This is a genomic window from Sporosarcina sp. FA15 (genome assembly GCF_051550195.1).
Lineage (GTDB): Bacteria > Bacillota > Bacilli > Bacillales_A > Planococcaceae > Sporosarcina > Sporosarcina psychrophila.
In genome coordinates, this window is the sequence record NZ_CP188818.1 from 2,550,451 (window position 1) to 2,576,066 (window position 25,616).

Here is a 25,616-nt window from a genome sequence, read left to right on the forward strand (position 1 = left end):
ACTGAAAGTGGTCTTCCTTTCTGGCTTATCGCGGGAGGCATCCACAAAGCGCCGAAGAGGTATTAGCAGGATTTCTAATTCATTCCATTGTAAAGCACCTATGCCCTATTCATTTATTCAACATAAGTTTTTTTATTTTGACATATATAATATTGTAATAACGATCCTCCTGCAATACTCTCGCAATCTACCTGTAACACAAATGTAATTTAACAGTCTATTGTTCTAGTTCTATTAATCAGATAGAATACATATATAGAACTGTTTGTCGTGGAGAGGGGAAAATAGATGCAAAAGAGAGCTTTTTCGGTGCTGGCAGCGTTTGCCCTAGCGGCGTTTATCTCAGTCGGGAGCGCGGATGCAGCAACTGAATCATACACCGTCAAGCCCGGTGACACGCTATGGCAAATTGCTACAAAGCATAAATTAACTGTGGACGAACTTAAAAGTCTAAACAGTCTTGCTTCCGATTCGATTAAAACCAATCAAAAATTGGCCGTTTCTGCAAAAAATGCGGTTGGTCAAAAATCTGGAGTAGTCAGTTCACCCCCAGTAAAAACAGCAAATACGAAAGTTACCACTGTACTAAAGGAGACTTCTTCCACTAACTCATGGAAGAATGCCGTTGCAACAACTGTGAAGCCAAAAGAGTTGAATCTTCCCTCTAAAAAGGTATTACTTAATGCCGTCGAAGTTTCACTTCCACTTTTGGATACACCGTATGTTTGGGCTGGCGCAACTAAAGAAGGCTTCGATTGCAGCGGGTTCATTTATTATGTATTTAACGAGGCAGGACTTACTATACCAAGACTAGATACAATTGGTATGCATACCAATTCTTTTAATGTGGACAAGCCTATACCGGGCGATTTGGTGTTTTTCGCAAATACATACCGTAGTGGCATTTCGCACGCTGGAATTTATTTAGGTGAAGGTAAATTCATCCATGCCGCTACGCAAAAAGTTGAAGTTTCTTCAATTGATTCAGTTTACTGGAAAGACAAATTCACAGGCTTCAAACGTTTTAATCAGCTTAATTGATAGTTAACAGCTTTCCTATTAGTGGGGAAGCTGTTTTTTTACATTGCGTTAGTGTCGTAAAGTTCCACATTTCTGCCGTACAGTTCGTCCTTCTTCTTGTACAATCTTCGACTTTTTTCATCCCATCGAAAATTCTATCTATTCCCTAAGCCAAATGTAAGTTATAATTGAATTGACACCTGTCAAGACACACAATCATGCATTGTGTCGTTCTGGGCATATGCCTCATACGATAAAAAAAGGGGGAACTAATTCATGAAGAAAAACAGCATGTGGTCGCTTAACTTCACGACTGCCGCACTCGTCCTTATTCCAGCAGCTATCGGCATCAACTACCTTGGAAAGTTGTTTGCTGGTCTGCTTAAATTGCCGCTATGGCTCGATTCAATTGGCACAGTGCTTGCTAGTATGCTAGCAGGTCCGATTATCGGTGCCATTGCAGGGATTGTGAACAATATTATTTACGGCTTCACTGCCGATCCGATTTCATTCGTCTATGCAATTACATCGGCAGTCATCGGTCTTGTCGTGGGAATCATGGCCTATAAAGGATGGATAGCAAACGTAGGAAAAGCACTTGTCCTCGGACTTGTCGTCGGCTTAATCGCTGCCACAGTCTCAACTCCGCTTAATATCATGTTTTGGGGTGGGCAAACCGGGAATGTATGGGGTGATGCACTTTTTGCAACAATGATGGCACAAGACATGCCGCTTTGGTTTGCATCATTCGCAGACAGTATTGTCGTTGACGTGCCTGATAAAATGGCGACGGTTCTAATCAGTTTCCTTCTCTTCAAAGGATTGCCTAAAAATTTGACGCATATGTACGACAACCGTTCGGAAATAGAACGTCTTTAAGGACTACGTAAGCGGCCTGCTTCACCGGGCCGCTTACACTAGATTATACTGTTAGGAGGATTCCCGTGAAAAACATGACACTGTATGTAGATAAGGATTCGTTCATCCACAACATCGATCCGCTTACTAAGCTCTTATTCGTCTTCATATCAATCGCATTGACATATATCCTCCCGACTCATTTATTCGTCATCTGTGTCTTGTCATTTACGCTTCTTCTACTACTTGCAGGCAAAGTATTCACGTACATTTTGCCGGTTATTGGTGTCAGCCTACTGTTGATTATTTCTATCATCATTGTTCAAGGTTTCTTCCATCCCGACCGTGCTACACTTCTTTTTGAAATTGGATCTCTTCCTATTTATAAGGAAGGATTCGCATTCGCACTGCTACTTACCCTCCGTATCATTAATATGGTGTGTGCGTTCGGTATTCTCATTTTGACGACGAAACCAGATGACCTGGTCGAATCACTTATCAATAAGGGAATGTCTCCTAAAATCGGCTACGTTTTTCTATCAGTTTTACAGATTATCCCGCAAATGATTGCAATGACTAGTAAAATTACCGATGCTCAGCGGGCACGTGGAATGGAAACAGAAGGGAATTTACTTACGCGTATCAAGTCATTTATCCCACTTCTCGGTCCAGTTGTTCTCAATTCATTAAACGATACGCGTGAAAGGTCTATTGCGCTTGAAATACGCGGCTTCAATGCCAAAGGAACAAAAACATTTTTGAATGAATCCTTTCATTATAAATACGGTCTCATCTTGAAAATTATACTTGTCATCCTATTGATCGCCGCTATCGTCTGGAGGGTTGCCTTATGAACAGTATCCGCGTCGAAAATCTAAAATATAAATACCCGAACACCGATACTTTCGCGCTTGACGATATTTCATTCACAGTTAAAAAGGGAGAATTCATTGGTATAGCCGGCATGAATACCGCTGGAAAAACGACGCTATGTTATGCACTCAGTGGCCTGGTTCCCCATTTCTTCAAAGGTGCGTATGGTGGGGATGTTTTCATTGGCGACATGGACGTGCTTGCACATGAAATCAGCGACATTACAGCGAAAGTTGGACTCGTTTTTGAAAATCCTTTTTCACAAATGACAGGTGCAAAATTCACGGTTTACGATGAAATCGCCTTCGGACTCGAAAACTTGGGCATCCCTCGTGACGAAATGCATAGGCGTATTAAAGAAAGTATGCAGTTCCTCGATATCGAAGCATTACGGGATAAAAATCCGTTCTCCTTATCTGGCGGGCAAATGCAACGTGTCGCAATCGCCAGTGTTATCGCCATGAAACCGGATATTTTAATACTTGACGAACCGACATCACAGCTCGATCCACAAGGTTCTGAGGAAGTTTTCCGCATCGTTGAAAAACTGTCGAGAGAAGGTATGACGATACTAATGGTTGAGCAGAAAATGGAGAAACTTGCCGCCTATTCCGATCGTATTTTTCTCATGCACGAAGGTAAATTGATAGATTCTGGACCGCCTGCTGAAATCTTTTCACGTGATGATTTACAGACTTTCGGAGTCGAACCACCTGTTTATACTTCAGTCGCAAAAGCGCTTCATTTAAAAAACGAGTTGACTGGCCTCTATCCGATTTCACTCGAAGAAATGCCTGTAAGTGGAATTACTATTGGGGATATACGGGCAGTCACCGAATCCTCAACTTCAACAAAAATGGCTAGTCCTGAAATCTCCGTAAAAGATCTCCAGTTCAGCTATAACAAGGATACCCCCATTTTGCGCGGAATTAGCGTGACGTTAAGTGGTGAACCTACAGCCATTATTGGACAAAACGGTGCAGGAAAAACCACTTTCGTCAAATTATTGAAAGCTTTATTAAAGCCAAATGCTGGCGAAATCATCATAAATGGCACGAATACGATAGACACGACCGCGGCAAAACTTGCGGGCACTATCGGACTCATTTTCCAAAATCCAAATGACCAGATTTTCAAAAATAATGTCTTGGATGAAGTAATGTTCGGTCCGCTCAATGTTGGACAAACGCCTGAAGTTGCACGCTTGAATGCCGAGAAAATGCTTAACCGCGTTGGACTATTAACTAAAGCAGAAGAAAATCCATATGATTTAAGTCTAGCCGAGCGAAAAATGATTGCTGTTGCATCCATTCTTGCAATGGATACAGACATCGTTATTTTCGATGAACCGACAATGGGGCAAGATGCAAGCGGTAAGGCGATGCTAAAAGAAATTATCCATGAGTTGCATGCGCAAGGTAAACTTGTGCTTTGTATTTTGCATGATATGGATTTTGTCGCTGAAACATTTGGTCGAACAATTATAGTAAGTAATGGACAGTTGTTATTTGACGGCCCGACTCGTATTGCTTTTTCAGAAGTGGCTATTCTCCACACTGCTCGTCTTGAACAGCCCCATATTACCCAACTTGCTCATAAGATGGGCTATGATGAGATTTTATTAAAAGAAAATGAATTGATCAACGAATAAGTAAAAGACCGCGTCGCCAACTACTAGGCACGCGGTCTTTCACTTTATAATCGGAATCTTGATATCGTTGCGTTCAAATCATCGGTTAGTTCGCGAAGTGCTGTCACCTTGTCCACTACTTTCCCGATAGACTCTAGTTGCTCTTCTGCTGAAGCGGAAATCTCCTCACTACCTGCCGCCGTTTGTTCCACGACCGCACTAATATTTTCGGTATTCTCAAGCACCGTAACATTGAACTGTTTCGAATTATTCACGCCTGTAACGAGCTCTGTCAACGCTTCCGTAATATTCCCCATTCTATTTTCGATGTTTGCAAATGTATCGAGTGTTCGGGTTACATTGCCGTCTTGCGCTTCGGCAATTTCAACACCTTTTCCAACTGATTCAGAAATTGAGCCAAGTCCGCCTTTGATTAGATTAACCATATCGAATATCTGTGCAGTTGCGGTTGTTGATTCATCAGCTAGTTTCCTTACTTCCGATGCAACTACTGCAAATCCTTTCCCCGCTTCCCCCGCACGCGCAGCTTCTATTGCAGCATTTAGCGCAAGTAAGTTTGTCTGCGAAGCAATGTTAGAAACCGCCTTGGCCATATCTTCGATTCTTATTGCATAGTGCGTAAATTGCTCAGTCGCATCTTTAATCGATTCCGATGCTACATTATTGCTATCGATAAGTTCCCGCTGTTCATTGATGGCGCGACGCCCTTCAACAATTGCCTCGTTAGCCATAGCTGCAGAATCAGCCGAATTTCTTGCCCGGTCGACATTAAATTCGAATTCCTCATTCATCTGCTCTATGAGCTCTACGGAATGTTGCAAGTCCTCGGAGATACTTTGGGTTCCCTTTGCAAGCTCTTCCGTCGATAATGTCACCTGGTTGCTCGCTTCTGTAAGATAACGATTTTCTACCTCTAGCTCTTTTGTGTAGTCATCCACTTTTTTGCTTGCCCCGTCAATGGATTGCAATAATGTCCGCAGATGATTGGTCATGGATGTAAATGAGTGATTCAATTGCCCGAGTTCATCTTTTTTATCATACTGAATCGGCTCGACGACCAAATTGCCCGCTGCAATTTCTTCGGCGTTCATCGCCAGCTTCTTAAGTGGATTTGTAATTGCGTTTGCCAGTCGGATAATGATTACCATTGTCCCCATTATGACAAATACGCTACCTATTATTGCGAATGTAATGATGCCTTTAATTTTAGCGATGAGTGCTTCTTGTAAATAATCATAGTGTGCGGATGTATAGAGATCTACCATATAAATATCATTGACAATCCCCACGTTCCGAAGCGATTGTCGATTGATTTCCGCGGAGTTATTTTCCTCAACAGCTGTAAGTGCTTGCTCTTTCAATAAATGAAATTTCTCTTGCGCCTTCAAAAGAATTGCCCGCGGCTCTTTCTCGTTAACAAGACTTTCCGCAACGGAGAATTTTTCAGCGGTCGACTCCAGTTGTTGACGAACATTGTCTTTATTGGCGTCCGTCATGTTATAAGCAAGTGTATTCAAACTCTGCATTGACGCTTTGGTTTCTGCATTTACGTCATGAACAGCTAACAGCACGTTCAAGTAATCATTACTCGTATTTTGAATCGCCAGCATTCTGACAATAATAATCGCGATCATCAGAATTGATAGGCCAAGCATGAAAAGTGAATTGATCACTATTTTTTTCTTTATTGTCATTTCAACTTTCCCTCCTATCATTTCAGTTCTGATGCGGCTTGTTCAATGAGCGCATCTAACTTACCTTGTTCAACGTCCGTCAGTTCTAGCACTCGAAATGGAGCAAGACCTACTCCGTTTTCCGCCAGCCCCAGTTCGACATGACCGGATTGGATTGCTCCCGACTCCTTATAGGAAAGGATGATATCAAACAACGCACTATCAATATTTTTCATCATGGATGTAATGACGGCCTGTTCTGCATAAAAGTATTGATCACTATCTACACCGATTGCGTAAATACCCCTTTTTTCAGCTTCTTTCAGCATGCCCACTCCTGTGAAACCAGCAGCAGAGTAAAGAACATCCGCCTTGTCGTCAATCATCTTCGAAGCAATCTCTGCTCCTAAGCCATCGTCATCAAAGTTATTGGCATATTCATTGAGAATAACAATATCAGGGTTAACCGACTTTGCTCCTTGGATGAACCCTTGCTCGAACCGTTGAATAACTGGGACCTCCATACCACCTATAAAACCGATTACCTGTGAATTTGAAACAGTTGCCGCTACAATTCCAGCAAGCATACTTCCTTCGTCTTCCTTAAATGTAATCGATGTGATATTCGCAGCTTCCGAAACCGCATCAACGAGAACAAATTTTTGATCCGGAAAGTCCAGAGCCACCTTTTCCAACTCCTGCTGACCGGTGAACCCTAGCGCAAACACTAAATCATTACCACTTTCCACAAGTTCTCTAAATCCTTTTTCATAAGTCCCTGTTTCCGCAAGTTCCAAGTATTCGACAACAATATCCTCTTCATCCCGCGCCTTCGTCAAACCCTTGAATGCCAAATCTGAAAATGACTGATCTCCAAGACCATTTTCCGAAAGCATAACACCCACTTTCACTTTTCCATCAAGCGGATTTTTTTCCTCAAGGCCACAGCCTGTAAGTATGAGTAAAGCTGTCGTAGTCGTAAGAACAATCAGTAGTTTTAATTTCATCCCTATCACTCGCTTTCATTTACCTTTTCCCTTATATTACATCGGATATAATTTTGATTTGTTGATAAAAAACAGCTAATGTCGTCTGATGTCTTACAACTGCATATTTTCAGACTATACCAGCGAACAATAGCGTGGTGCGACCTATTGTATGTAAACGCCGAACGAGCATATATCTCGCTAAACAAGCAGAAGCGCTGCACGAACGATCATATATCTCGCAAACCAAGCATAAGCACCGCACGAACGATCATATATCTCGCTAAACAAGCAGAAGCTCCGCGCGAACGATCATATATCTCGCTAAACAAGCATTAGCGCTGCGCAAACAATCATATATCTCTCAAACCAAGCATAAGCACAGCGCAAACGATCATATATCTCTCAAAACAAGCATAAGCACTGGACGAACGATCATATATCTCGCTAAACAAGCAGAAGCACAGCACGAACAATCATATATCTCGCAAAACAAGCATAAGCACCGCACGAACGATCATATATCTCGCTAAACAAGCATAAGCGCCGCGCGCACGATCATATATCCACCCCAAAATCGCGGAATTTCAGCATCCGATGTTTCTCCATTGTCCAAGCACTTTATAATTTCCTACTACAACGAAAAACAGACCGTCACGGATTAAATCCATGACGGTCTGTTTTATTTCCTATATACATAAGCTTCATTAGGGACGTTATCTAGCAGAGTATCCGCCATCAATAACAAGTTCTGCACCTGTAATGTATGCAGCTTCGTCTGATGCCAAGAAAAGAACCGCGTTTGCAACGTCTTCAGGTTTTCCAAGACGGGCAAGTGGTGTCATTCTCACAAGTGCTGTAACTACATCTTTTGACGATTCAAGACCTTTCGTCATCGGTGTTTCAATGATTCCTGGGAAGATGGTGTTAACACGTACACCAAATTGTCCGAAGTCCGCTGCAGCTGCTCGTGAAATTGCGCGAACTGCTCCTTTTGATGCAGAATAAGGGTTCAATCCCATTCCGATAAGTGCTGTATAGGAAGAGATATTGACGATTGAACCTTTAGTTGCTTCTTTCATATAAGGAAGTACATGTTTCATACCAAGGAATGGACCGAAACTATTGATATCCGACAGTCTGCGCCAGTCTTCAATTGTAATTTCATTCATTCCTTTTTCCGTAGAAATACCAGCATTGTTAATTAAAATATCGATTTTCCCAAGTTTAGCAACCACTTTTTCAACGGCCGCTTTCCACTCTTCATCGGAAGTGACATTCAATTTAACAGTCATAACTTTTTCATTGTTGCCCCACTTTTCTTCCAGTGCTGCTTCATTAATGTCTGCTGCAATTACAGTAGCACCTTCAGCAGTAAACATTTTGACCATCATTTCGCCCATACCTGACGCGCCACCTGTTACGAATGCAACTTTATCTTGTAATCTACCCATTATGACCACTCCATTTCAATATAATTTAACGTCTAAACAATAATCCCTTTTAGATCCACTTGCAATCTATTTGATTTAGTAAGTATGTTGAATTCTGCACATCATTCTTTTCATTGAATACATCTGTACGAATCTCAAACCCTTGTTACTACAGCATTTTAGGAATACACTAGAAAGAGGAAGTTTTTGTATTAAGATCCTGAAAGAAGTGAATCGAATGTTCAAGGATAACCGATATCTTGATTACAATGGAGCCGGATTCCGCAAAGATCTGATTGCAGGAATCACTGTTGGTATTGTAGCCATTCCGCTCGGGATGGCTTTTGCAATTGCTTCAGGTGTCAAACCAGAATATGGACTTTATACAACAATTATCGCTGGGCTTATCGTTGCATTATTAGGCGGATCTCGTTTTCAAATCGCGGGACCCACTGGAGCATTCATCCCGATATTGCTCGCAATTGTTCTACAATATGGCTATGAAGATCTTCTTATTGCCGGATTTCTAGCAGGTATTTTCTTGGTTATTATGAGTTTTCTCGGTGTAAGTAATCTAATTCATTTCGTCCCAAGATCTGTAACCATAGGCTTTACTACGGGGATTGCGGTCATTATCTTTACAGGCCAACTAGGCAATTTCTTTGGAATTACCGGCTTAGAAAAAAAAGAGTTTTTTCACGAAAACATGATTGATCTTGTCAATCAGTTTCACACGGTGAACGTCTTCAGCATAGTCACCGCCTTAATCGGGCTCATCGTACTATTCATATTGCCTAAAATAGCGCCGCGTGTCCCATTACTGCTTATTGCACTACTTATTCCGACCCTCATTTCGATTTTTCTATTTCCGAGTAAAGTTGAAACAATCGGAACAGCCTTCGGTGGTATTCCCAACACACTCCCGAATTTTCATTTTCCACAAATTACATTGGAGAAATTGGTCAACCTGTGGCAGCCCGCCCTTATTATTGCCGCACTCGGTGCAATTGAATCATTGTTATCTGCTGTTGTTGCAGATGGTATGAAAAGCGGTGAAAAGCATGATTCGAAACGTGAGTTGTTCGGTCAAGGGATCGCCAATATGATTACGCCATTATTCGGCGGTATCCCTGCTACAGGAGCCATTGCCCGGACAGCTACCAATATCCGGTCTGGAGCAGTCAGCCCAATATCAGGAGTCGTACAAAGTGTTTTCGTTCTTGCCTTTTTGCTCCTTTTCGCACCGTATGCCTCTTACATTCCATTAGCTGCAATGGCGCCGATTCTTATGTATGTCGCCTGGAATATGAGTGCACGCAAATCATTCACGCATATTTTAATGATCCGGTCGGGGGACTCACTGGTTTTATTAACGACGTTCCTTTTGACGATTTTCATCGACTTAACGATTGCCGTTCAGGTGGGGATTTTGCTTGCTGCCCTGTCATTCTTACGTAAAATGAGTGGTAAACTAGATATTAAAGAAGCGAGCCTTTCCGATGTTGAAATCATTAAGTTCAGTGATAGCGATACATCTTCATTAGCAAAATATACCGTGGACGGCCCTATTTTCTTCGGTACCGCAAAAGTATTCGAAGACAAATATCCTGCAATTTTCCTAACAGGCGCGAGGAAAATCATTCTCGATTTGGAACACCTATCCGTTATCGATGCGACAGGTGAAGCAGCGCTCTATGCACTACTTGACGATGCCGATAAAGCGGGTATCCAAATTATTATCAAACGCTTGCCCAAAGAAAAGTTGCCCCTGTTCAAAAAGAGCGGATTGTATAACCGAATTGGCAAGGCTAATTTTTTCATGTAACTATCCACAAATCAAAAACATCGCATTGGGCGATGTTTTTTTGTTTAATCATTTAACATAATTAAACAAATTTTCCCAATTAACGAAACTTTATCAATGCGAAGTCGTAGTAGTAGTAGTAGTAGTAGTAGTAGTAGTTTCATATTTAACTTTTGGCTAAACGTCGAAGAACAAGTTAAAAAGGGGAGGTATCATTATGAATCTTAGATTTATTAATAACTATTCTTCATTCCTTGTTAAAAAGAGCGTCCGACGGAAAATTGAAGTCATTCTCTTTGTTATTCTTCTTAGTTCGTTGGTTACGGGCTGTTCTCAAACTGAATCCGTGGATAAAAATGTTGTTGCGATTCAAACTGTTCTTGAACATGAATTTAATGCACCCGATAAAGAGTATATTCGAATGAAGAACGACCCAAGTAACATGACAATTGTAGACCAAAACGGCCTAGTGTCAGCTCCAGAAGAAGATAATGAACTCGAGATTTACCTGGAGGATAATTTCAGGCCTTATTTAACTGATTTTGGATATAGTGGCAAGGTTCTCTTCCTAACTTTACATTCACCGGCTGACGACAACGGCTATCAAATCACCGTCGACAAGATTAATGTGGAACCAGTCGATGGTAGACCGCGGGATTATGACTTTACCGTTCATGTCACGTATCAAAAAGACGGTGGCGACAAAATGAAAGCAGAGATAACGGGTCTCGCAACTTGTCCGGAAGAAGGGAAAATAGGGAAAATCCGCTATAATAAAGATCATTTTCTATTTGGAGAAATTTTAAGAGGCCAATAAAAATAGAAATGGATAATGTGAAAAAAGAGCTAAAACCATTATGGTTTATAGCTCTTTTTTTATTGATTCTAAACGGCGAGCATTTTGGGATTATCTCTTCAGGTCTTTTCTTCTGAACAATTACGGGCGATACTCCCCGATTCAAATTTATTGTTTAAAAACTATTTTAAACACTTAGTTTGACGCCCGTCCCTAAATTCATAGCTCGAATAGAATGTTAGTGAAAGGCAGTGAAAATATGAAATTTTACAACGACATTAATCATGAATGTTATAAATGCAAAAGCGATTGTTGCTCTTGTCAAAAAAAATGTAGAAAATGTTGCAAAGGTGACATCGGGCCGACTGGGGCTACTGGGGCTACTGGAGCTACCGGAGACATCGGACCGACTGGGGCTACCGGCGCTACGGGTGCTAACGGGGACATCGGGCCGACTGGGGCTATCGGGGCTACCGGAGACATCGGACCTGCTGGGGCTACCGGCGCTACGGGTGCTAACGGGGACATCGGGCCGACTGGGGCTATCGGGGCTACCGGAGACATCGGACCTGCTGGGGCTACCGGCGCTACTGGTGCTACCGGGGACATCGGACCGACCGGTGCTACCGGCGCTACTGGAGACATCGGACCTGCTGGGGCTACCGGCGCTACGGGTGCTACCGGAGACATCGGGCCGACTGGCGCTACCGGCGCTACGGGAGACATCGGGCCGACTGGGGCTATCGGTGCTACCGGAGACATTGGACCGACCGGCGCTACTGGAGCTACCGGAGACATTGGACCGACCGGCGCTACTGGCGCTACCGGAGACATCGGACCGACTGGGGCTAACGGCGCTACTGGAGCTACCGGAGACATCGGGCCGACTGGCGCTACCGGCGCTACGGGAGACATCGGGGCTACCGGCGCTACCGGAGACATCGGGGCTACCGGCGCTACCGGAGACATCGGGGCTACCGGCGCTACCGGAGACATCGGACCGACTGGCGCTATCGGTGCTACCGGGGACATCGGACCGACTGGCGCTACTGGAGCTACTGGAGCTACCGGAGACATCGGACCGACTGGCGCTATCGGTGCTACCGGGGACATCGGACCGACTGGCGCTACTGGAGCTACTGGAGCTACCGGAGACATCGGACCGACTGGCGCTAACGGTGCTACCGGAGACATCGGACCGACTGGCGCTAACGGTGCTACCGGGGACATCGGACCGACTGGCGCTACTGGAGACATCGGACCGACTGGCGCTACCGGCGCTACCGGAGACATCGGACCGACTGGAGCTACCGGCGCTACGGGAGACATCGGGGCTACCGGCGCTACCGGAGACATCGGACCGACCGGCGCTACTGGAGCTACCGGAGACATCGGACCTGCTGGGGCTACCGGCGCTACCGGAGACATCGGACCTGCTGGCGCTACCGGCGCTACCGGAGACATCGGACCTGCTGGCGCTACCGGCGCTACCGGAGACATCGGACCTGCTGGCGCTACCGGCGCTACCGGAGACATCGGACCTGCTGGGGCTACCGGCGCTACCGGAGACATCGGGCCGACTGGCGCTACCGGCGCTACCGGAGACATCGGACCTACTGGCGCTACCGGCGCTACCGGAGACATCGGGCCGACTGGCGCTACTGGCGCTACTGGCGCAGCCGGTGGATTATCCGTATACGGGTATATTTACAATCTAGGTGCTCAGACGGTAGCTATAGAAGCTGATGTTATTTTTGATACAAATGGAATAATCACGGCTGGAATTACGCATGCCCCCGGAACCTCACAAGTTTTATTTACTACACCGGGAGACTACCTGGTTACTTTCTCCGTGTCGGGTGTAGAACCCAACCAATTCGCACTATTTTTAAATGGTGCGCCGGTTGCGGGTACAGTCTACGGTTCAGGTGCAGGCACCCAGCAAAACGACGGTCAGGCTATAATTGCCGTAGCAGCAGGTGATGTTCTTACACTTCGAAATCATTCTTCTGCCGCAGCAGTTACCCTTCAGACTTTGGCAGGAGGCACACAAACAAACGTAAACGCGTCTCTTGTCATTGCAAAATTAAACTAGTTTTGAAAAGATAGGGGACTATCGCAAACTCAATATAAAATTGTCATGCGGTTTTCAAGCTGTCAAGATAGAAAGCCTGACAAAACTTAATAATAACTACCTTGGTATCACAGGGCTCTAACTAAGAATTAAACAATTTCAGACCCAAACAACTAAGGAGCTCTATGACAAAGGTGCTAATAAAAATTTATAACTCTTAATGACTATTAAAGATTAATTTCAGAGTATTCATGTAGTAAGGTGTAAGATTCCTTGTATAAAGTGTATAAAATGTGTTAACAAGTTTTATTGGAGCGATGATTTTGCGTTGCCTCGTAATTTCCCGTTCACCGAAGCTATCACGAATTGTATGACACAATTGGAAAAACATTTTCCATGTGAACTAAAGCATATTTATCTACACCTAAAGAGAAGGCTCCCCGCTATGGGTAGCCTTCTTTTTGAGATTCACACTACTAAGCGAGCACTTTTGTACTCCCCCCTTCCTCAGGTCTTTTCCTCTGAATAAACCAGATGATGCTAATCAACACGAGTCCAATTCCGCTAGATAAAAATTCAGGAATTATTAACATTAACCCAGCACCGAGTAATACAAGCCGCTCCCAAATTTTGGAGTTACGGATGAAAAAACCAATGACAGCACTACTTACGCCAATCATTCCTAAAACGGCGGCTAGAACTCCAATAATCAATTTCCATACGACCACATCTACAAGAACCAGCATCGGATTGTAAATGAATATATACGGAATGATGAATGCCGCAATCGCCAGTTTCACCGCAGTAACCCCTGTTTTAAACGGATTGGCTTTTGCTATTCCCGCCCCTGCATAGGCGGCTAGGCAAACAGGCGGCGTGATATCGGCAACAATACCAAAGTAGAACACAAACATATGTGCAGCAAGTGGAGCCACCATGAAATCATTAATCAATGCAGGTGCAGCAATTGTTGCTGTTACAACATAGTTCGCAGTTGTTGGAAGCCCCATCCCAAGTATGATACAGGCAATCATCGTGAAAAAGAGCGCAAGGATCAAGTGACCACTTGATAACGCGATAATGCCAGAAGCAAATTTCGCTCCAAGTCCTGTAATACTGACGACTCCTGCTATTATTCCCGCAGTCGCCACCGCGGCGATAACCGGCAAAGCAACCCTTGCCCCCTGTTCAAGGACGTTGACGATTTGCCGTACATTCATCCTAGAATCCTTTCGGACGAGCGAAACAAGGTAGGCAGATAAAATGCCAAAGAGTGCTGCCCGTTGTGGCGTGAAGCCTGACATGATGGTCCCGATAATAACGAAAAGAGGAATCAGCATATAACCGTCTCTAATAAGTAAATCCTTGAATCGAGGCAATTCGGATTTCGGCAATCCAATAATTTTTAATTTCTTCGCTTCGAAATGTGTTCCTATGAATATACCCGTGAAATAAAGGATCGCTGGAACAACTGCCGCTAACATGATGGTGGCGTATGAAACACCTAAGTATTCCATCATTATAAATGCCGCCGCCCCCATCATAGGCGGCATAATCTGTCCACCAGTAGAAGCCGCAGCTTCTGTGGCCCCTGCAAATTCCGGTGTGAAACCAGCTTTTTTCATCATCGGAATCGTGAATGATCCCGAGGCGACTGTATTTCCAACTGAACTGCCCGAAACTGTCCCTTGCAACGCACTTGCCACAACCGCAGCCTTGGCAGTCCCGCCCGTAAATCGTCCAGTTAAAGCGAAGGCGATGTCATTAAAAAACTTACCAATTGGTGTATGAACAAGAATAACACCGAAAAATAGAAAGAGATAAATGAACTTTGCCGAAATCTGTATGGGCGTCCCGAAGATGCCACTCTCTCTGTACCATAGATTTGTCGTTATCCGATCCATTGAAAATCCAGGATGAGAAAGAATCTGCGTCGGGATATACTTCCCTACAAGCGTATAGATAATAGCCACACCTGCTACAATGACAATCGGCAAACCAACTGTCCTCCTTGTCGCCTCTAGAACCAAAGCGATCCCTAGAATGGAAATGATGATGTCAATTGTACTATAGCCAGAAACTCGACTTTGCAATATCGAATCGAAGAAAATGATTTTATGGTAGGTCACATACATCGCAGTAAAAGCTAGCGTAACATCGTACCATGGAACTTTTTTATGCGTATTTCTCCATTCCTTTTTTGCAGGATAGAGCAGATAAATAATCCCTAAAGCAGTGCCAAGATGTACCGCCCCTTGTTTTTGGGAAGGGAGCGTACCAAAATAGCCCGTATATAGATGAAAAACAGTGAGTGCAACGCCAAGAAATGTTACGGCCCATGCCCATTTTCCAATTTGAGTGCGAAACTGATTTTCTTTATCATACTTCTCTAGGATTTCTTGTGCGTCATTTTGCTGGGTAGCTTTCAATTGGCGTACTCCCTTCCTATTTAATTATGCGGCTCTATAATTCATTTCAAATCACCAAGACTTTTGATTTTAGTCTTTTCTCTTGTGACAATTTGAATAACTTCAGGGTAGATATGGCCAATGAAAGCCGCATTCTTAACTTCGTGCCCTTCAAACTCAGCTTCCCCATTCAATGCTTGCAGTGCCGGAACATGTACAGACATACCAAGATCCATATGTCCATCACGGATCGTGGATAAATTCTCCACCGAAGCACCCGTTTCCGTATTCGTTACATGCATGCCATCGATATATTTGTTCCAGAGGTTGGCCATCTCGCCACCAAGAGGATAATATGTTCCGCCCTGACTACCTGTTCCAAGTATAAATTCTTTCTTTCGCTTCGTTGCATCAGCAGTAAGTTCCGCAACTTCATTTTCAACCGTTAGCCCTTGTTCTTCGTAATATCTTTTCGCTCCCGGATGGATTAAAAGCCCTTCCGCCCCGCGCAGTGCATTTTCCAATGTCATTTGTTGCGCTTGAGCATGTGTATTTTCGCTAGCATTCTCAATCATACTTTTCGCAATCTCATATCCTAGTTCCTCATCAATCGTATCCGTGCTCCCCATCAGAATCGCGTATGCAGTCACAGTTTCAATATCTTCCGTAAGAAAATCATACGTTTCTTTTGGGATTGTAAGTCGTCGATAACCTGAATTCTTTTCAATATGTTCAATCGCTTTATCCGACAGTCCAAGCATTTTTACATCGCCTGCAGATGCTTGGAGGCTTTCAATACTTGCAGCCGGTAGCCCAAGAATACCAATCGAAACATCGATATTTCCATCTTGAACACCGTCCGCTGCATCTCCAAAGCCTTCTTGGTATGCCTTATAGTCTCCATCTTCAAGCCCATATGCCTGCAGAATCAACTTCGCCACATTATTCGTTTCACTCGCCGCTGGTCCTATGGCAATATTTTTACTTCCCCCGCCGCATGCAGATAAGACTAGTACCATTCCAATAGCCAAGAAAAATAATACATGTACTTTTTTCTTCCTCACCTTATAACCTCCTTGTTTAATTTCTATTTAACTTGTGGACTTTTTCAAATTAGATGTTAGACCCGTAGATTGCTAAGTTCATTTTACGTAACAGCCGTTTGAAATATTCATATTGTCATCAATCCATATATGGGTTTATATGACTTTGAGTGCAAATCTTTAAATTCAGATAAATCGCCAACAAAAAAACGTCAACCAAGCACATAAATGCTCAGATGACGGTTCTTCTTATATTTTCTACTCTACATTATTGACGAGTACTGTCGCAATTTCAGGGAAAAATGATAGGACGACCATGAAGACTAGCATAATAACAGCGTAGGGTATGACGCCTTTAACGATTTCACTAATCGTATTCGATTTATCCAACCCTTTTAAAACGAACAGATTCAACCCTACTGGAGGAGATATCAATGCCAGTTCCATATTAATCACCATAATGATTGCAAACCAGATTGGATCGAAACCGAGTGCAATGATGATTGGGTAAAGAATCGGCAATGTAATAACAAGAATCGAAACCGTCTCGAGAAACATTCCCAAAATCAACAAAACGATATTGATCAAAATAAAGATTATCCACGGGTTAATATCCTGAGACGTTGCAAAACTCACAATCGTTTGTGGTATTTGTAAAATCGTTAGGATAAATCCTAAGAGCATAGCACCGATTATGATAAATAAAATCATCGTGTTTGTTTTTACTGTTGCTAACATGATTTCTTTTAAGTTACTAATCGTCAAATTTTTATAAACAAACGCAGCAATTGCGAAACTGAAAACGACGCCCACTGCGGCTGCTTCTGTCGGTGTAAAAATACCTGCATAAATTCCGCCGATAATGACGACAGGCAACAATAGTCCCCATATCGCTTTCCTCGATGCCTCAAGCCGTTCCCCCCATGTAGCAGGCACATCTTTAATATGTCTCGTTTGATAGGCAGAAAAGATCATAAATGCTATCGTTAAAATAATTCCCGGAATGATTCCCGCGATGAAAAGTTTTCCAACGGATTCACCAGTTACTGATCCATAGATTATCATCGGAATACTTGGTGGAATCAAAATACCTAGTGTTCCACCTGCTGCAAGCAGTCCTAATACATGGCGCTTATTATAGCCTCTCCTCACCATTTCAGGAAGCGCAACGGACCCTACAGTTACCGCGGTTGCGACACTTGAGCCGGATATCGCGGAAAAAATCGTACAACAGAAGAGCGTTGCAATTGCGAGTCCTCCAGGAAAATGACGGAACCATCTACTTGCCATTTCGTATAAATCCCGCCCGACACCACTAATCACCAATACTTGGCTCATTAATACGTACATAGGAAGCGCTGTTAGCGTAAAGTCATCCAACGACTTATAGGCGATTATAGGGACTTGCATAAAAGCGAATGTGCCTCCGTTAAAGAAAAACATGCCCGCTACCGCTAATAATCCAAGGGTGAATGCGACGGGAAGACCGAGCACTAGAAGGATACCCATTCCTCCAGTAAAAAAGAAACTCATATGTTCTCCCCCCCTTTATGTATGCCGCCATCAATAATTTGCATGATAAATGCAATACATAGCAGCGTCCCTCCTACCGGGAGAAATAACTCCGGTAGGTACATAGGGACACGCAGTAAGGATGCAGATGTCACTCCCAGTTCGAATGTTTTCGCAACGTGGAAAAAGCTATACAATGTAAAAATCACGCTAAATACTAATCCTAATGCGTTTGAAATATATGCTAGAACCGTTTTCATGCGGTCATTCACATTGTTAATCAATAAATCTACTGTTATATGAGAATAGGTCCTAACTGCAAAGGCACTTCCCAAAAAACAGCTTCCTATTATTCCATATATTGATAATTCTGTTGCCCATGAGGTCGGCTTATGAAAAAACGATCGTGAAATTACTTCATAAAATGTCATTACCGTCGTAATAAGAATTAAAATCCCGGCAATATACGCTCCCCATCTAATTAAATGATCAAAAAAGTTGTAAATCCTTTTCACAAGCACTTTCCTCCTTTAAATAAGAGTACTTTTATTTCTTATCTGTCATTTCAAGCAACTCTTTACCCAGATCCCCCGTGTGTTTCGTGAATGCTTCCCGTACCGGGTCTGCAGCTTCTTTCCATTCCGCCAAATCTTCTTCCGGAACGACGTAGACTTCCATCCCCTTCTCTTCTAGCGCTTTAGCTGATTTAGAATCTTCCTTTTCTGCTTGCTCACGAATCCAAACTTCAGTTTCCTTTGCAGTTTCTTCAATTAATGCTTGCGTCTTTTCAGGTAAACTATCCCAATAATCTTTATTGACTGCCAATAAGAATTCGAGGTATGCGTAATTATTAATTGTCAAATACTTTGTTACTTCATCATATTTACGCTGTAACATTGCGGTAGTACCTGATGTTGCACCGTCAACTGTGTCGCGTTGAAGAGCCATGTACACTTCTCCGCCACCCATAAACACAGGAGATGCGCCATAAGCTTTTATCAGTTCGGATGGCAAATCACCAATACTTCTAATTTTCAGTCCTTTAAAGTCAGCCGGTGATTTTAATGGACGTTTATTATTTGCAAACTGGACGTAACCATAGTCAGCAAACATTAACACTTTCGCGCCTTTTTCTTCCATTGCACCTCGTAACTTATCTCCAAATTCACTGTTCACGGCTTCGCCTACTGCCGAATAATCATTAAAGACGTAAGGAACGTCGAATATCCCCATTGCAGGAACGGTTGATGCCCATAAAGTCGAGGAATTCACGACCATTTCGACTCCGCCTGACAATAAGGACTGATTCATATCCTTATCACTTAATAATTGGCCAGCCGGGTATACCTGCACATCTACTTTGCCATCCGATTTTTCAGTTACATCTTTTGCAAACTTTTCAATCCCTATAGAAATATGGTGATCCTGGGGCAAGTTATAAGCAAGACGGATTGTCGTAGCTTCGAATCCATCCCCTTTCGTAGCCGCATCGACTTCGTTTGCTTCATTACCGGACTCACTACATGCCGATAACAGTAACACTGTAATAATTGAATAAATCATGATTGACATCCACTTCTTCATCTTCTCATCCCCTTATCTTTTTTCTTTCAACGTGTCTGATACGTCCCAACGTTTTTTTTGAAGACAAACTCGCGGCATAATCCGCAGCATCCAACAATTTCTCAAAATCCACGCCTGTGTCAATATTCATTCTTTCAAATAAGTACACGAGATCCTCAGTAGCCAAATTTCCCGCCGCCCCTGGCGCAAACGGACATCCACCAATCCCGCTTGCAGCAGTTTCAAATATTCTTATTCCCGCTTGATAAGCTGAGTATGCATTGGCCGAACCGAGCCCTCTTGTATCATGCAAGTGGATAGCAACCGGTGTATCGCTTGCTATCTGTAATACTTTCCCCATTAAACGTTCTACTTGATCCGGAGTGGCGATACCGATTGTATCCGCAATACCAATGCGATCCGCTCCTGCCTCTTTAGCCTCCTGGACAAGGGCAAGTACCTGCTCTTCCGAGACATCTCCTTCATACGGACAGCCGAAACTGACCGCAATAGAAAAACAGGTTTTTACTCCATCACTTTTTGCTTGTTTAACAACAGTCTTAAACTGATCCAAATTGTCCTCTATCGACATGCCTATATTTTTGTTATTGAATGTCTCTGTTGCGGAACTCACCCAGTTAATCTCCGAAAGCTGATGGATTCGTGCACGCTCATACCCTTTTAAATTCGGTATAAGTGCAATCGGTTCTAATCCTTTAAATGAAGATACTGCCTTTATGACAGCAGACGCATCGGCCATTTGCGGAACTTTTTCTTGGCGAACAAATGATGTTACTTCGACTTTTGAAACTCCGGATTCAACCAGCATTTGTACAAGAGTCGCTTTTTCCTCCGTCGATACAGACTTCGGATCATTTTGTAAACCGTCTCGCGGACTGACGTCAATTATTGTTACATCCGGCATTTAAACGACTCCCTGCTCTTTTAGTCTTTTAAAGTCTTCAATAGAGAATTTCATGAATTCCGTATATATCTCTTCGTTGTGTTCCCCAAGAGTTGGTCCGTTCCACTCAATTCCACCTGGTGTACCAGACAATTTCGGTACGATTCCAGGTACTAAAACTTTTCCTCCATTCGGCAACTCAACTTCACACAACATGTCACGAGCTTTATAATGTTCATCCTCAACAATTTCTTGGATTCCATAAATAGGTCCTACAGGCACTGACACTTCATCCAGTATTCTTTGCACTTCTTTTAGCGAGTGCTGTTTCGTCCATTCTTCGATTGTCGCATCAATGAACGTTACATCGTCCGCACGTCCTTGATTGGATCCGTAGTTAGAATCGTTGGCAAGGTCTTCCCTTCCAATGGCAGTCATGAGACGCTTAAATATCTTATCTCCGTTTCCGCCAATCACTACGTGTTTTCCATCAGCACATAAATACGTATTGGACGGCGCGATGCCTGGCAACGTAGTGCCTGTTCTCTCCCGAACATGTCCGGTAAGATCGTATTCCGGAAGAATCCCTTCAAGTAAACTAAAAACAGACTCATATAATGCTACGTCTACAACTTGCCCTTTCTTTTCAGAATCTTCATCCCTCGCCCGCAGTGACATTAGCGTCCCTATAACTGCATACAAACCAGCCACCATATCACCAAGTGCGATGCCAACACGAACCGGTGGAAGTTCCGGATACCCCGTCAAATACCGGAGACCTCCAATCGCTTCTGCGACACTACCGAACCCTGGCTTTTCTTTATATGGTCCCGTTTGCCCATATCCTGAAATACGTGTAAGGATAATGGAAGGATTGATTTTCTGCATTTCCTCGAATCCAAGTCCCCATTTTTCCAACGTACCCGGTTTGAAGTTTTCGAGAACTACATCCACTTTTCCGATAAGGGTTTTCACGATGTCCTGTCCCTGTTTTTCTCGCATGTTTACAGTGATTGACTTTTTATTTCTACCTTGGACGTACCACCAGACTGACGTATCCTTATCCATAACACGCCAATTCCGAAGTGGATCACCATTCGTTGGTTCTTCCACCTTAATTACTTCCGCTCCAAACTCTGCAAATATTTTCCCTGCAAATGGTGCTGCAACTATATTTCCTAATTCCAGAATTCTAATTCCATCTAATGGTTTTCTAGTCATTTTTTGAACCTCCTACTATTGCATAGCTGACTTCATAAATAATGTATAATCGTCTTCAATATGTTGTTTCATCAGTTTTCTAGCACTTATGTTATCTTGGTCAACAATTGCTTGGTAAATTTGTCGATGCTCCGCACTTGCATCTACCACGCGCTTCGGATCGAATTCAAGTATAGCTTTCCGATAAAAACTGTTCACACCTCTTAATTGCGAAGTCATTGAGATAAGAAATGGGTTACCACTTGCACGGACGATTGATTCATGAAAACTGACGTTAACATCATGCACATTTTTCAAGGAATTATCGGACGTTACTTTCTCCATTTTCAATATATTCATACGGATTTCTTCTAACTGTTCCGATGAGCGCCTCTCTGCCGCGTAATAGGCGGCGAGTGACTCCATCTCAACCCTGCATTCATACAAGTATCTGAAATCTTCAATTGAAGGTTCTACAACTGTAACTCCACCTGATTTGTTGACAGACAACAGACCATCTTTTTCGAGCATTCTAACGGCTTCTCGAATTGGACTTCGACTCACTTGCAGTTCTTCAGCAACTTTTTCTTCTATGAGCCTTTCCCCCGGTTTAATGCGCCCGAGAATAATATCTTCTTTTAAATACTCATAAACTTGCGATTTTAAAGTTGATTTCTTAATCTCAATTTTTGTCATAAGCTAATTCCTCTTTCCGTCGACTGTATACAATTATCTCTATAGTCAGAATAGGGTTATTATTTTAATTAGTCAACACTATTTTAATATAGTTAACTACCAGTATCTTTATGAACTATTAACATATTACAAACTAAAAAGACCTTCTTACACTGCCGCAATTGGCACAGTGCAAGAAAGTCTTTTTAGTTATTCAAATACGATGCTTTTTTTAACGTTTCCGCCAATACACGCGCTCCAATATCAAGCGCTTCTTTGTTGAACGTCATATCTGGATGATGAAGCCCCGGACTAAGATCTGCTCCGATGCCAATCATTGCGGCTTTTAAGTTCGGATTATGAATCGTATAGAAATGGAAATCATCACTGCCCGATGTAATAATGTCAGATGCATATCCCTCTTCCCCAACTGTTGCCAAGATAGCTTCACGTGCAACAGTTGTAGCTTCTTCAGACACTTCTGCAGCCGGTGTATAGTCACTCCATGCCAATTCAATTTCCACGCCGTGCATCTGTCCAATTGCTTGGATTCCCCGGGAAATACGTTCCTTCAGCTCTCCCAACACCACATTCGATTGTGCTCTAGCATCGATTGCAAACGTTGCAGTTCCCGGAATGATATTAAGACTATCTCCGCCTGCCTGCACTTTTGTCAGTTTTGCTGAGTACGCTTCGTAAGGTGAAAAATGGATTGTTTTCACAAACTGGGCAATCGCAAATAACGGATCGAGTGCATTGTTTCCTTGCTGAGGACGTGCACCATGCGCATCGTCGCCAATGATTTTGCCCTCAAGGAATACAGCCGCCCCGTGATGAATTGCCGGTGTCACTTTTCCATATGGAATTTCTTCCTGTGGACGCAAATGCACACCAAACAAATATGAAACGTCGTCGACCGCTCCTCGCTCAATCATCGAGTTTGCACCATTGCCCTTTTCTTCTGCTGGTTGGAAAATAAATCGGATTCGGCTGCCCAGTTCCTCCTGTTGCAAATAACTAAGCGCACCTAACACCATGGATATATTCGCATCATGCCCACAAGAATGATTCGCCTTATAGACACCCCCGACTTCCTGCCACAATGCGTCAATGTCGGCGCGTACCGCGATAATACGATTGCCTTCACCGATTTCCGCGACAACACCCGTTACATCGTCAAATGTATGATGTTTTACATTCATTTCAGTTAATATTTCTGCTAGTTTTGCAGTTGTCTCTACTTCTTTCCAACTCACTTCTGGATAGGCATGAAAATGTTCAAACCATTTTCCAATTTGCTCTTTGATTACCAATTAAAACACTCCAATCATTCTATGTCTCACCGTTATATTATTAAATACTTCACATCTTTCAGAATAACCTATTTTCTAGAAAATATAAAGGGGGTGCTGGAGATAGTTATGATCGGTTAACAGACCGGTATGATTGGTTCAACGCTATATATGCTCGGTTAGCACTCCGTTATGATCGGGGCAGCAATATATATGATTGGTCGGCGGAATATATGATCGGGGTAGCAACATATATGCTCGGTCAGCGGAATATATGATCGGGGCAGCAACATATATGCTCGGTCAGCGGAATATATGATCGGGGCAGCAACATATATGCTCGGTAGCGGAATATATGATCGGGGCAGCAACATATATGCTCGGTCAGCGGAATATATGATCGGGGCAACAACATATATGCTCGGTTAGAGGAATATATGATCGGGGCAGCAACATATATGCTCGGTTAGCACGCGGTTATGATCGGTTCTGCGGCATATATGCTCGATCGCTCTCTCAAAACCAATAAAAAAGTTGCCCCAAATATCCCAGGGCAACTCCATCACACTATTAAATTACAATTTCCATTTCACTCTCGCATAAATAGCGAGCATCACGAAGTTCACCGCGGCACTAATGACCGTACCGTATGCAATTGCTGAAGCACCGTGCGAGTCAATCATCAAATAAATAACTCCGAGATTAATCGCAAAGACACTTATCAAACTGAATATGACAGGCACCATCGAATTAGCTTTTGCGTAATAGAATCGAGTAATATACGTGTTTGCAGCAAGGAAAAACATCGACAGTGTAAATACACGGAAAAGCGATACCGTTAGCAGTATATCCTTCTCCGTCATTTCTCCATATCCAAAGACAAGACGGACAATTGGATCTGCAAAAAAGTAAGCTATCATAGTTGCCGGCACAAGCAAAGCAACTAAATAAAGCATCCCTTTTTTATAGAGGGCACGGATTGTATCCATATCCCCTTCACCCTCTTTTTTACTGAGGAGAGGATAGATTACGGTTGTTACGGCAGTCATCATTATCGCTTGCGGAAAGCCAGTTAATTTCGAGGCATAGTTGACCGCAGCAATTGTCCCGTCACCAAACTCGCCAGCTACAATTCTGTGAATAACAGCATAAAATTGTAGTGATGCACCACCGAACAAAATTGGCAATGCAATCACCCATAAACGTTTCGTATCAACAGACATGGCAAATGAAGGCTTCAAAGAATAGAGTTTTGATTTTCGAAGTCCTACATATAAGAACACACCCATTAATAACGCACCAACCAGTGCACCAATCCCATAAGATTCAGGACCAAAATAACTTGTTAGAACAACAGCGATTCCGACAAAAGACGCATTATATAGAAGGACTGCTAAACTGGACAAGTTAAATTTACCGTTTACGTTCATTACTCCACTCATCCATGTCGATAACACCAGAATAATAGAAGACGGCATCATCCAAAGGTAAAGAGTTCGCGTCAGCGCAAATTTTTCAGCAGTCATATCTTTGAAAAACAAATGCAAGATAGAATCTGTAAAGATCATCAATATGGCCGTAATCGCAACTGCTGCTACAAGAACCGTCGTAAATGATTTTCGCACGAACAATGCTTTATCCGTCCTTGTAGAATGGTAGACAGATATGAACGCTGTCGTCAACGCACCTCCAACCACTAGGTAAATGAAATTCGGGATAGTATAGGCTGTAATAATCGCATCCGCAGTTGCCGAAGCACCGTATTGATTACTAATCGCCATTTCCCTTGCAAACCCAAACAGCCTTGCAACAATGTTAATAATCGCAACTCCGCCGATAATTTTCATCATT

At 43.0% G+C, this 25,616-nt stretch carries 20 protein-coding genes; 7 read left to right on the forward strand and 13 right to left on the reverse strand.

All coding sequences use genetic code 11. The features are described from left to right. Positions 1-288 precede the first annotated feature (288 nt). The 4 genes from ACP8HG_RS12235 (at position 289) to ACP8HG_RS12250 (ending at position 4,402) form a co-directional block, all read left to right on the forward strand. Positions 289-1,041 carry a C40 family peptidase gene (locus tag ACP8HG_RS12235; protein WP_338655446.1) on the forward strand — a complete coding sequence of 251 codons (753 nt, stop codon included), beginning with the start codon at positions 289-291 and terminating at the stop codon, positions 1,039-1,041. A gap of 255 nt (positions 1,042-1,296) precedes the next feature. Further along, positions 1,297-1,899 (forward strand): ECF transporter S component, encoded by a 603-nt coding sequence (locus tag ACP8HG_RS12240; protein WP_067212160.1) that lies wholly within the window; start codon positions 1,297-1,299, stop codon positions 1,897-1,899. 74 nt (positions 1,900-1,973) lie between these two features. After that, positions 1,974-2,732, forward strand: coding sequence for an energy-coupling factor transporter transmembrane component T family protein (locus ACP8HG_RS12245; protein ID WP_438298652.1), 759 nt, complete (start codon positions 1,974-1,976; stop codon positions 2,730-2,732). After that, positions 2,729-4,402 carry an ABC transporter ATP-binding protein gene (locus tag ACP8HG_RS12250; RefSeq protein WP_342538912.1) on the forward strand — a complete coding sequence of 558 codons (1,674 nt, stop codon included), beginning with the start codon at positions 2,729-2,731 and terminating at the stop codon, positions 4,400-4,402. The genes ACP8HG_RS12245 and ACP8HG_RS12250 overlap by 4 nt, the downstream gene beginning before the upstream one ends. A 44-nt stretch (positions 4,403-4,446) precedes the next feature. Here ACP8HG_RS12250 and ACP8HG_RS12255 read toward each other — a convergent pair whose 3' ends face one another. The 3 genes from ACP8HG_RS12255 to ACP8HG_RS12265 all read right to left on the reverse strand — a co-directional run bounded on the left by ACP8HG_RS12255 (position 4,447) and on the right by ACP8HG_RS12265 (position 8,515). Then, entirely contained in the window at positions 4,447-6,096 is a 1,650-nt protein-coding gene (locus tag ACP8HG_RS12255; RefSeq protein WP_438296464.1) for a methyl-accepting chemotaxis protein, read from the reverse strand. Positions 6,097-6,113: 17 nt separating this feature from the next. Continuing rightward, positions 6,114-7,082: a BMP family lipoprotein gene (locus tag ACP8HG_RS12260; RefSeq protein WP_438296466.1), complete on the reverse strand. Its 969-nt coding sequence runs from the start codon at positions 7,080-7,082 to the stop codon at positions 6,114-6,116. 695 nt (positions 7,083-7,777) lie between these two features. Continuing rightward, positions 7,778-8,515, reverse strand: a complete 738-nt coding sequence (locus tag ACP8HG_RS12265; RefSeq protein WP_338655441.1) for an SDR family NAD(P)-dependent oxidoreductase — start codon at positions 8,513-8,515, stop codon at positions 7,778-7,780. A gap of 217 nt (positions 8,516-8,732) precedes the next feature. Here ACP8HG_RS12265 and ACP8HG_RS12270 point away from each other — a divergent pair, with 217 nt between their 5' ends. The 3 genes from ACP8HG_RS12270 (at position 8,733) to ACP8HG_RS12280 (ending at position 13,189) form a co-directional block, all read left to right on the forward strand. Then, positions 8,733-10,319 carry a SulP family inorganic anion transporter gene (locus tag ACP8HG_RS12270; RefSeq protein ID WP_438296468.1) on the forward strand — a complete coding sequence of 529 codons (1,587 nt, stop codon included), beginning with the start codon at positions 8,733-8,735 and terminating at the stop codon, positions 10,317-10,319. A gap of 196 nt (positions 10,320-10,515) precedes the next feature. Beyond that, positions 10,516-11,115 carry a hypothetical protein gene (locus ACP8HG_RS12275; protein WP_438296470.1) on the forward strand — a complete coding sequence of 200 codons (600 nt, stop codon included), beginning with the start codon at positions 10,516-10,518 and terminating at the stop codon, positions 11,113-11,115. 238 nt (positions 11,116-11,353) lie between these two features. Beyond that, the gene (locus tag ACP8HG_RS12280; RefSeq protein WP_438296472.1) at positions 11,354-13,189 is read left to right on the forward strand and encodes a BclA C-terminal domain-containing protein; all 1,836 of its coding nucleotides are present in this window, start codon (positions 11,354-11,356) and stop codon (positions 13,187-13,189) included. Between the two features lie 455 nt (positions 13,190-13,644). Here the strand turns inward: ACP8HG_RS12280 and ACP8HG_RS12285 are convergent, their stop codons facing one another. The 10 genes from ACP8HG_RS12285 to murJ all read right to left on the reverse strand — a co-directional run bounded on the left by ACP8HG_RS12285 (position 13,645) and on the right by murJ (position 25,615). Continuing rightward, positions 13,645-15,597: a TRAP transporter permease gene (locus ACP8HG_RS12285; RefSeq protein WP_438296474.1), complete on the reverse strand. Its 1,953-nt coding sequence runs from the start codon at positions 15,595-15,597 to the stop codon at positions 13,645-13,647. A gap of 41 nt (positions 15,598-15,638) precedes the next feature. Beyond that, positions 15,639-16,640 (reverse strand): TAXI family TRAP transporter solute-binding subunit, encoded by a 1,002-nt coding sequence (locus ACP8HG_RS12290; RefSeq protein ID WP_421101467.1) that lies wholly within the window; start codon positions 16,638-16,640, stop codon positions 15,639-15,641. Between the two features lie 237 nt (positions 16,641-16,877). Beyond that, complete coding sequence (locus ACP8HG_RS12295) at positions 16,878-18,152, reverse strand: TRAP transporter large permease (RefSeq protein ID WP_187045631.1); 1,275 nt, start codon at positions 18,150-18,152, stop codon at positions 16,878-16,880. Further along, positions 18,149-18,646 (reverse strand): TRAP transporter small permease, encoded by a 498-nt coding sequence (locus ACP8HG_RS12300; RefSeq protein WP_342538917.1) that lies wholly within the window; start codon positions 18,644-18,646, stop codon positions 18,149-18,151. The genes ACP8HG_RS12295 and ACP8HG_RS12300 overlap by 4 nt, the downstream gene beginning before the upstream one ends. Before the next feature lie 31 nt (positions 18,647-18,677). After that, positions 18,678-19,715 (reverse strand): TRAP transporter substrate-binding protein, encoded by a 1,038-nt coding sequence (locus ACP8HG_RS12305; protein ID WP_342538918.1) that lies wholly within the window; start codon positions 19,713-19,715, stop codon positions 18,678-18,680. Positions 19,716-19,719: 4 nt separating this feature from the next. Beyond that, the gene (locus ACP8HG_RS12310; protein WP_438296478.1) at positions 19,720-20,619 is read right to left on the reverse strand and encodes a hydroxymethylglutaryl-CoA lyase; all 900 of its coding nucleotides are present in this window, start codon (positions 20,617-20,619) and stop codon (positions 19,720-19,722) included. Further along, entirely contained in the window at positions 20,620-21,819 is a 1,200-nt protein-coding gene (locus ACP8HG_RS12315) for a CaiB/BaiF CoA transferase family protein (protein ID WP_438296479.1), read from the reverse strand. It abuts the gene before it with no gap. A 15-nt stretch (positions 21,820-21,834) separates the two neighbouring features. Further along, positions 21,835-22,494 carry a GntR family transcriptional regulator gene (locus ACP8HG_RS12320; RefSeq protein WP_187045636.1) on the reverse strand — a complete coding sequence of 220 codons (660 nt, stop codon included), beginning with the start codon at positions 22,492-22,494 and terminating at the stop codon, positions 21,835-21,837. A gap of 185 nt (positions 22,495-22,679) precedes the next feature. After that, on the reverse strand, positions 22,680-23,786 hold the full coding sequence (locus ACP8HG_RS12325) for an amidohydrolase (protein ID WP_342538921.1): 1,107 nt from the start codon (positions 23,784-23,786) through the stop codon (positions 22,680-22,682). A gap of 554 nt (positions 23,787-24,340) precedes the next feature. Further along, positions 24,341-25,615, reverse strand: coding sequence for a murein biosynthesis integral membrane protein MurJ (gene murJ / locus ACP8HG_RS12330; protein WP_438296482.1), 1,275 nt, complete (start codon positions 25,613-25,615; stop codon positions 24,341-24,343). Position 25,616: the final 1 nt, after the last annotated feature.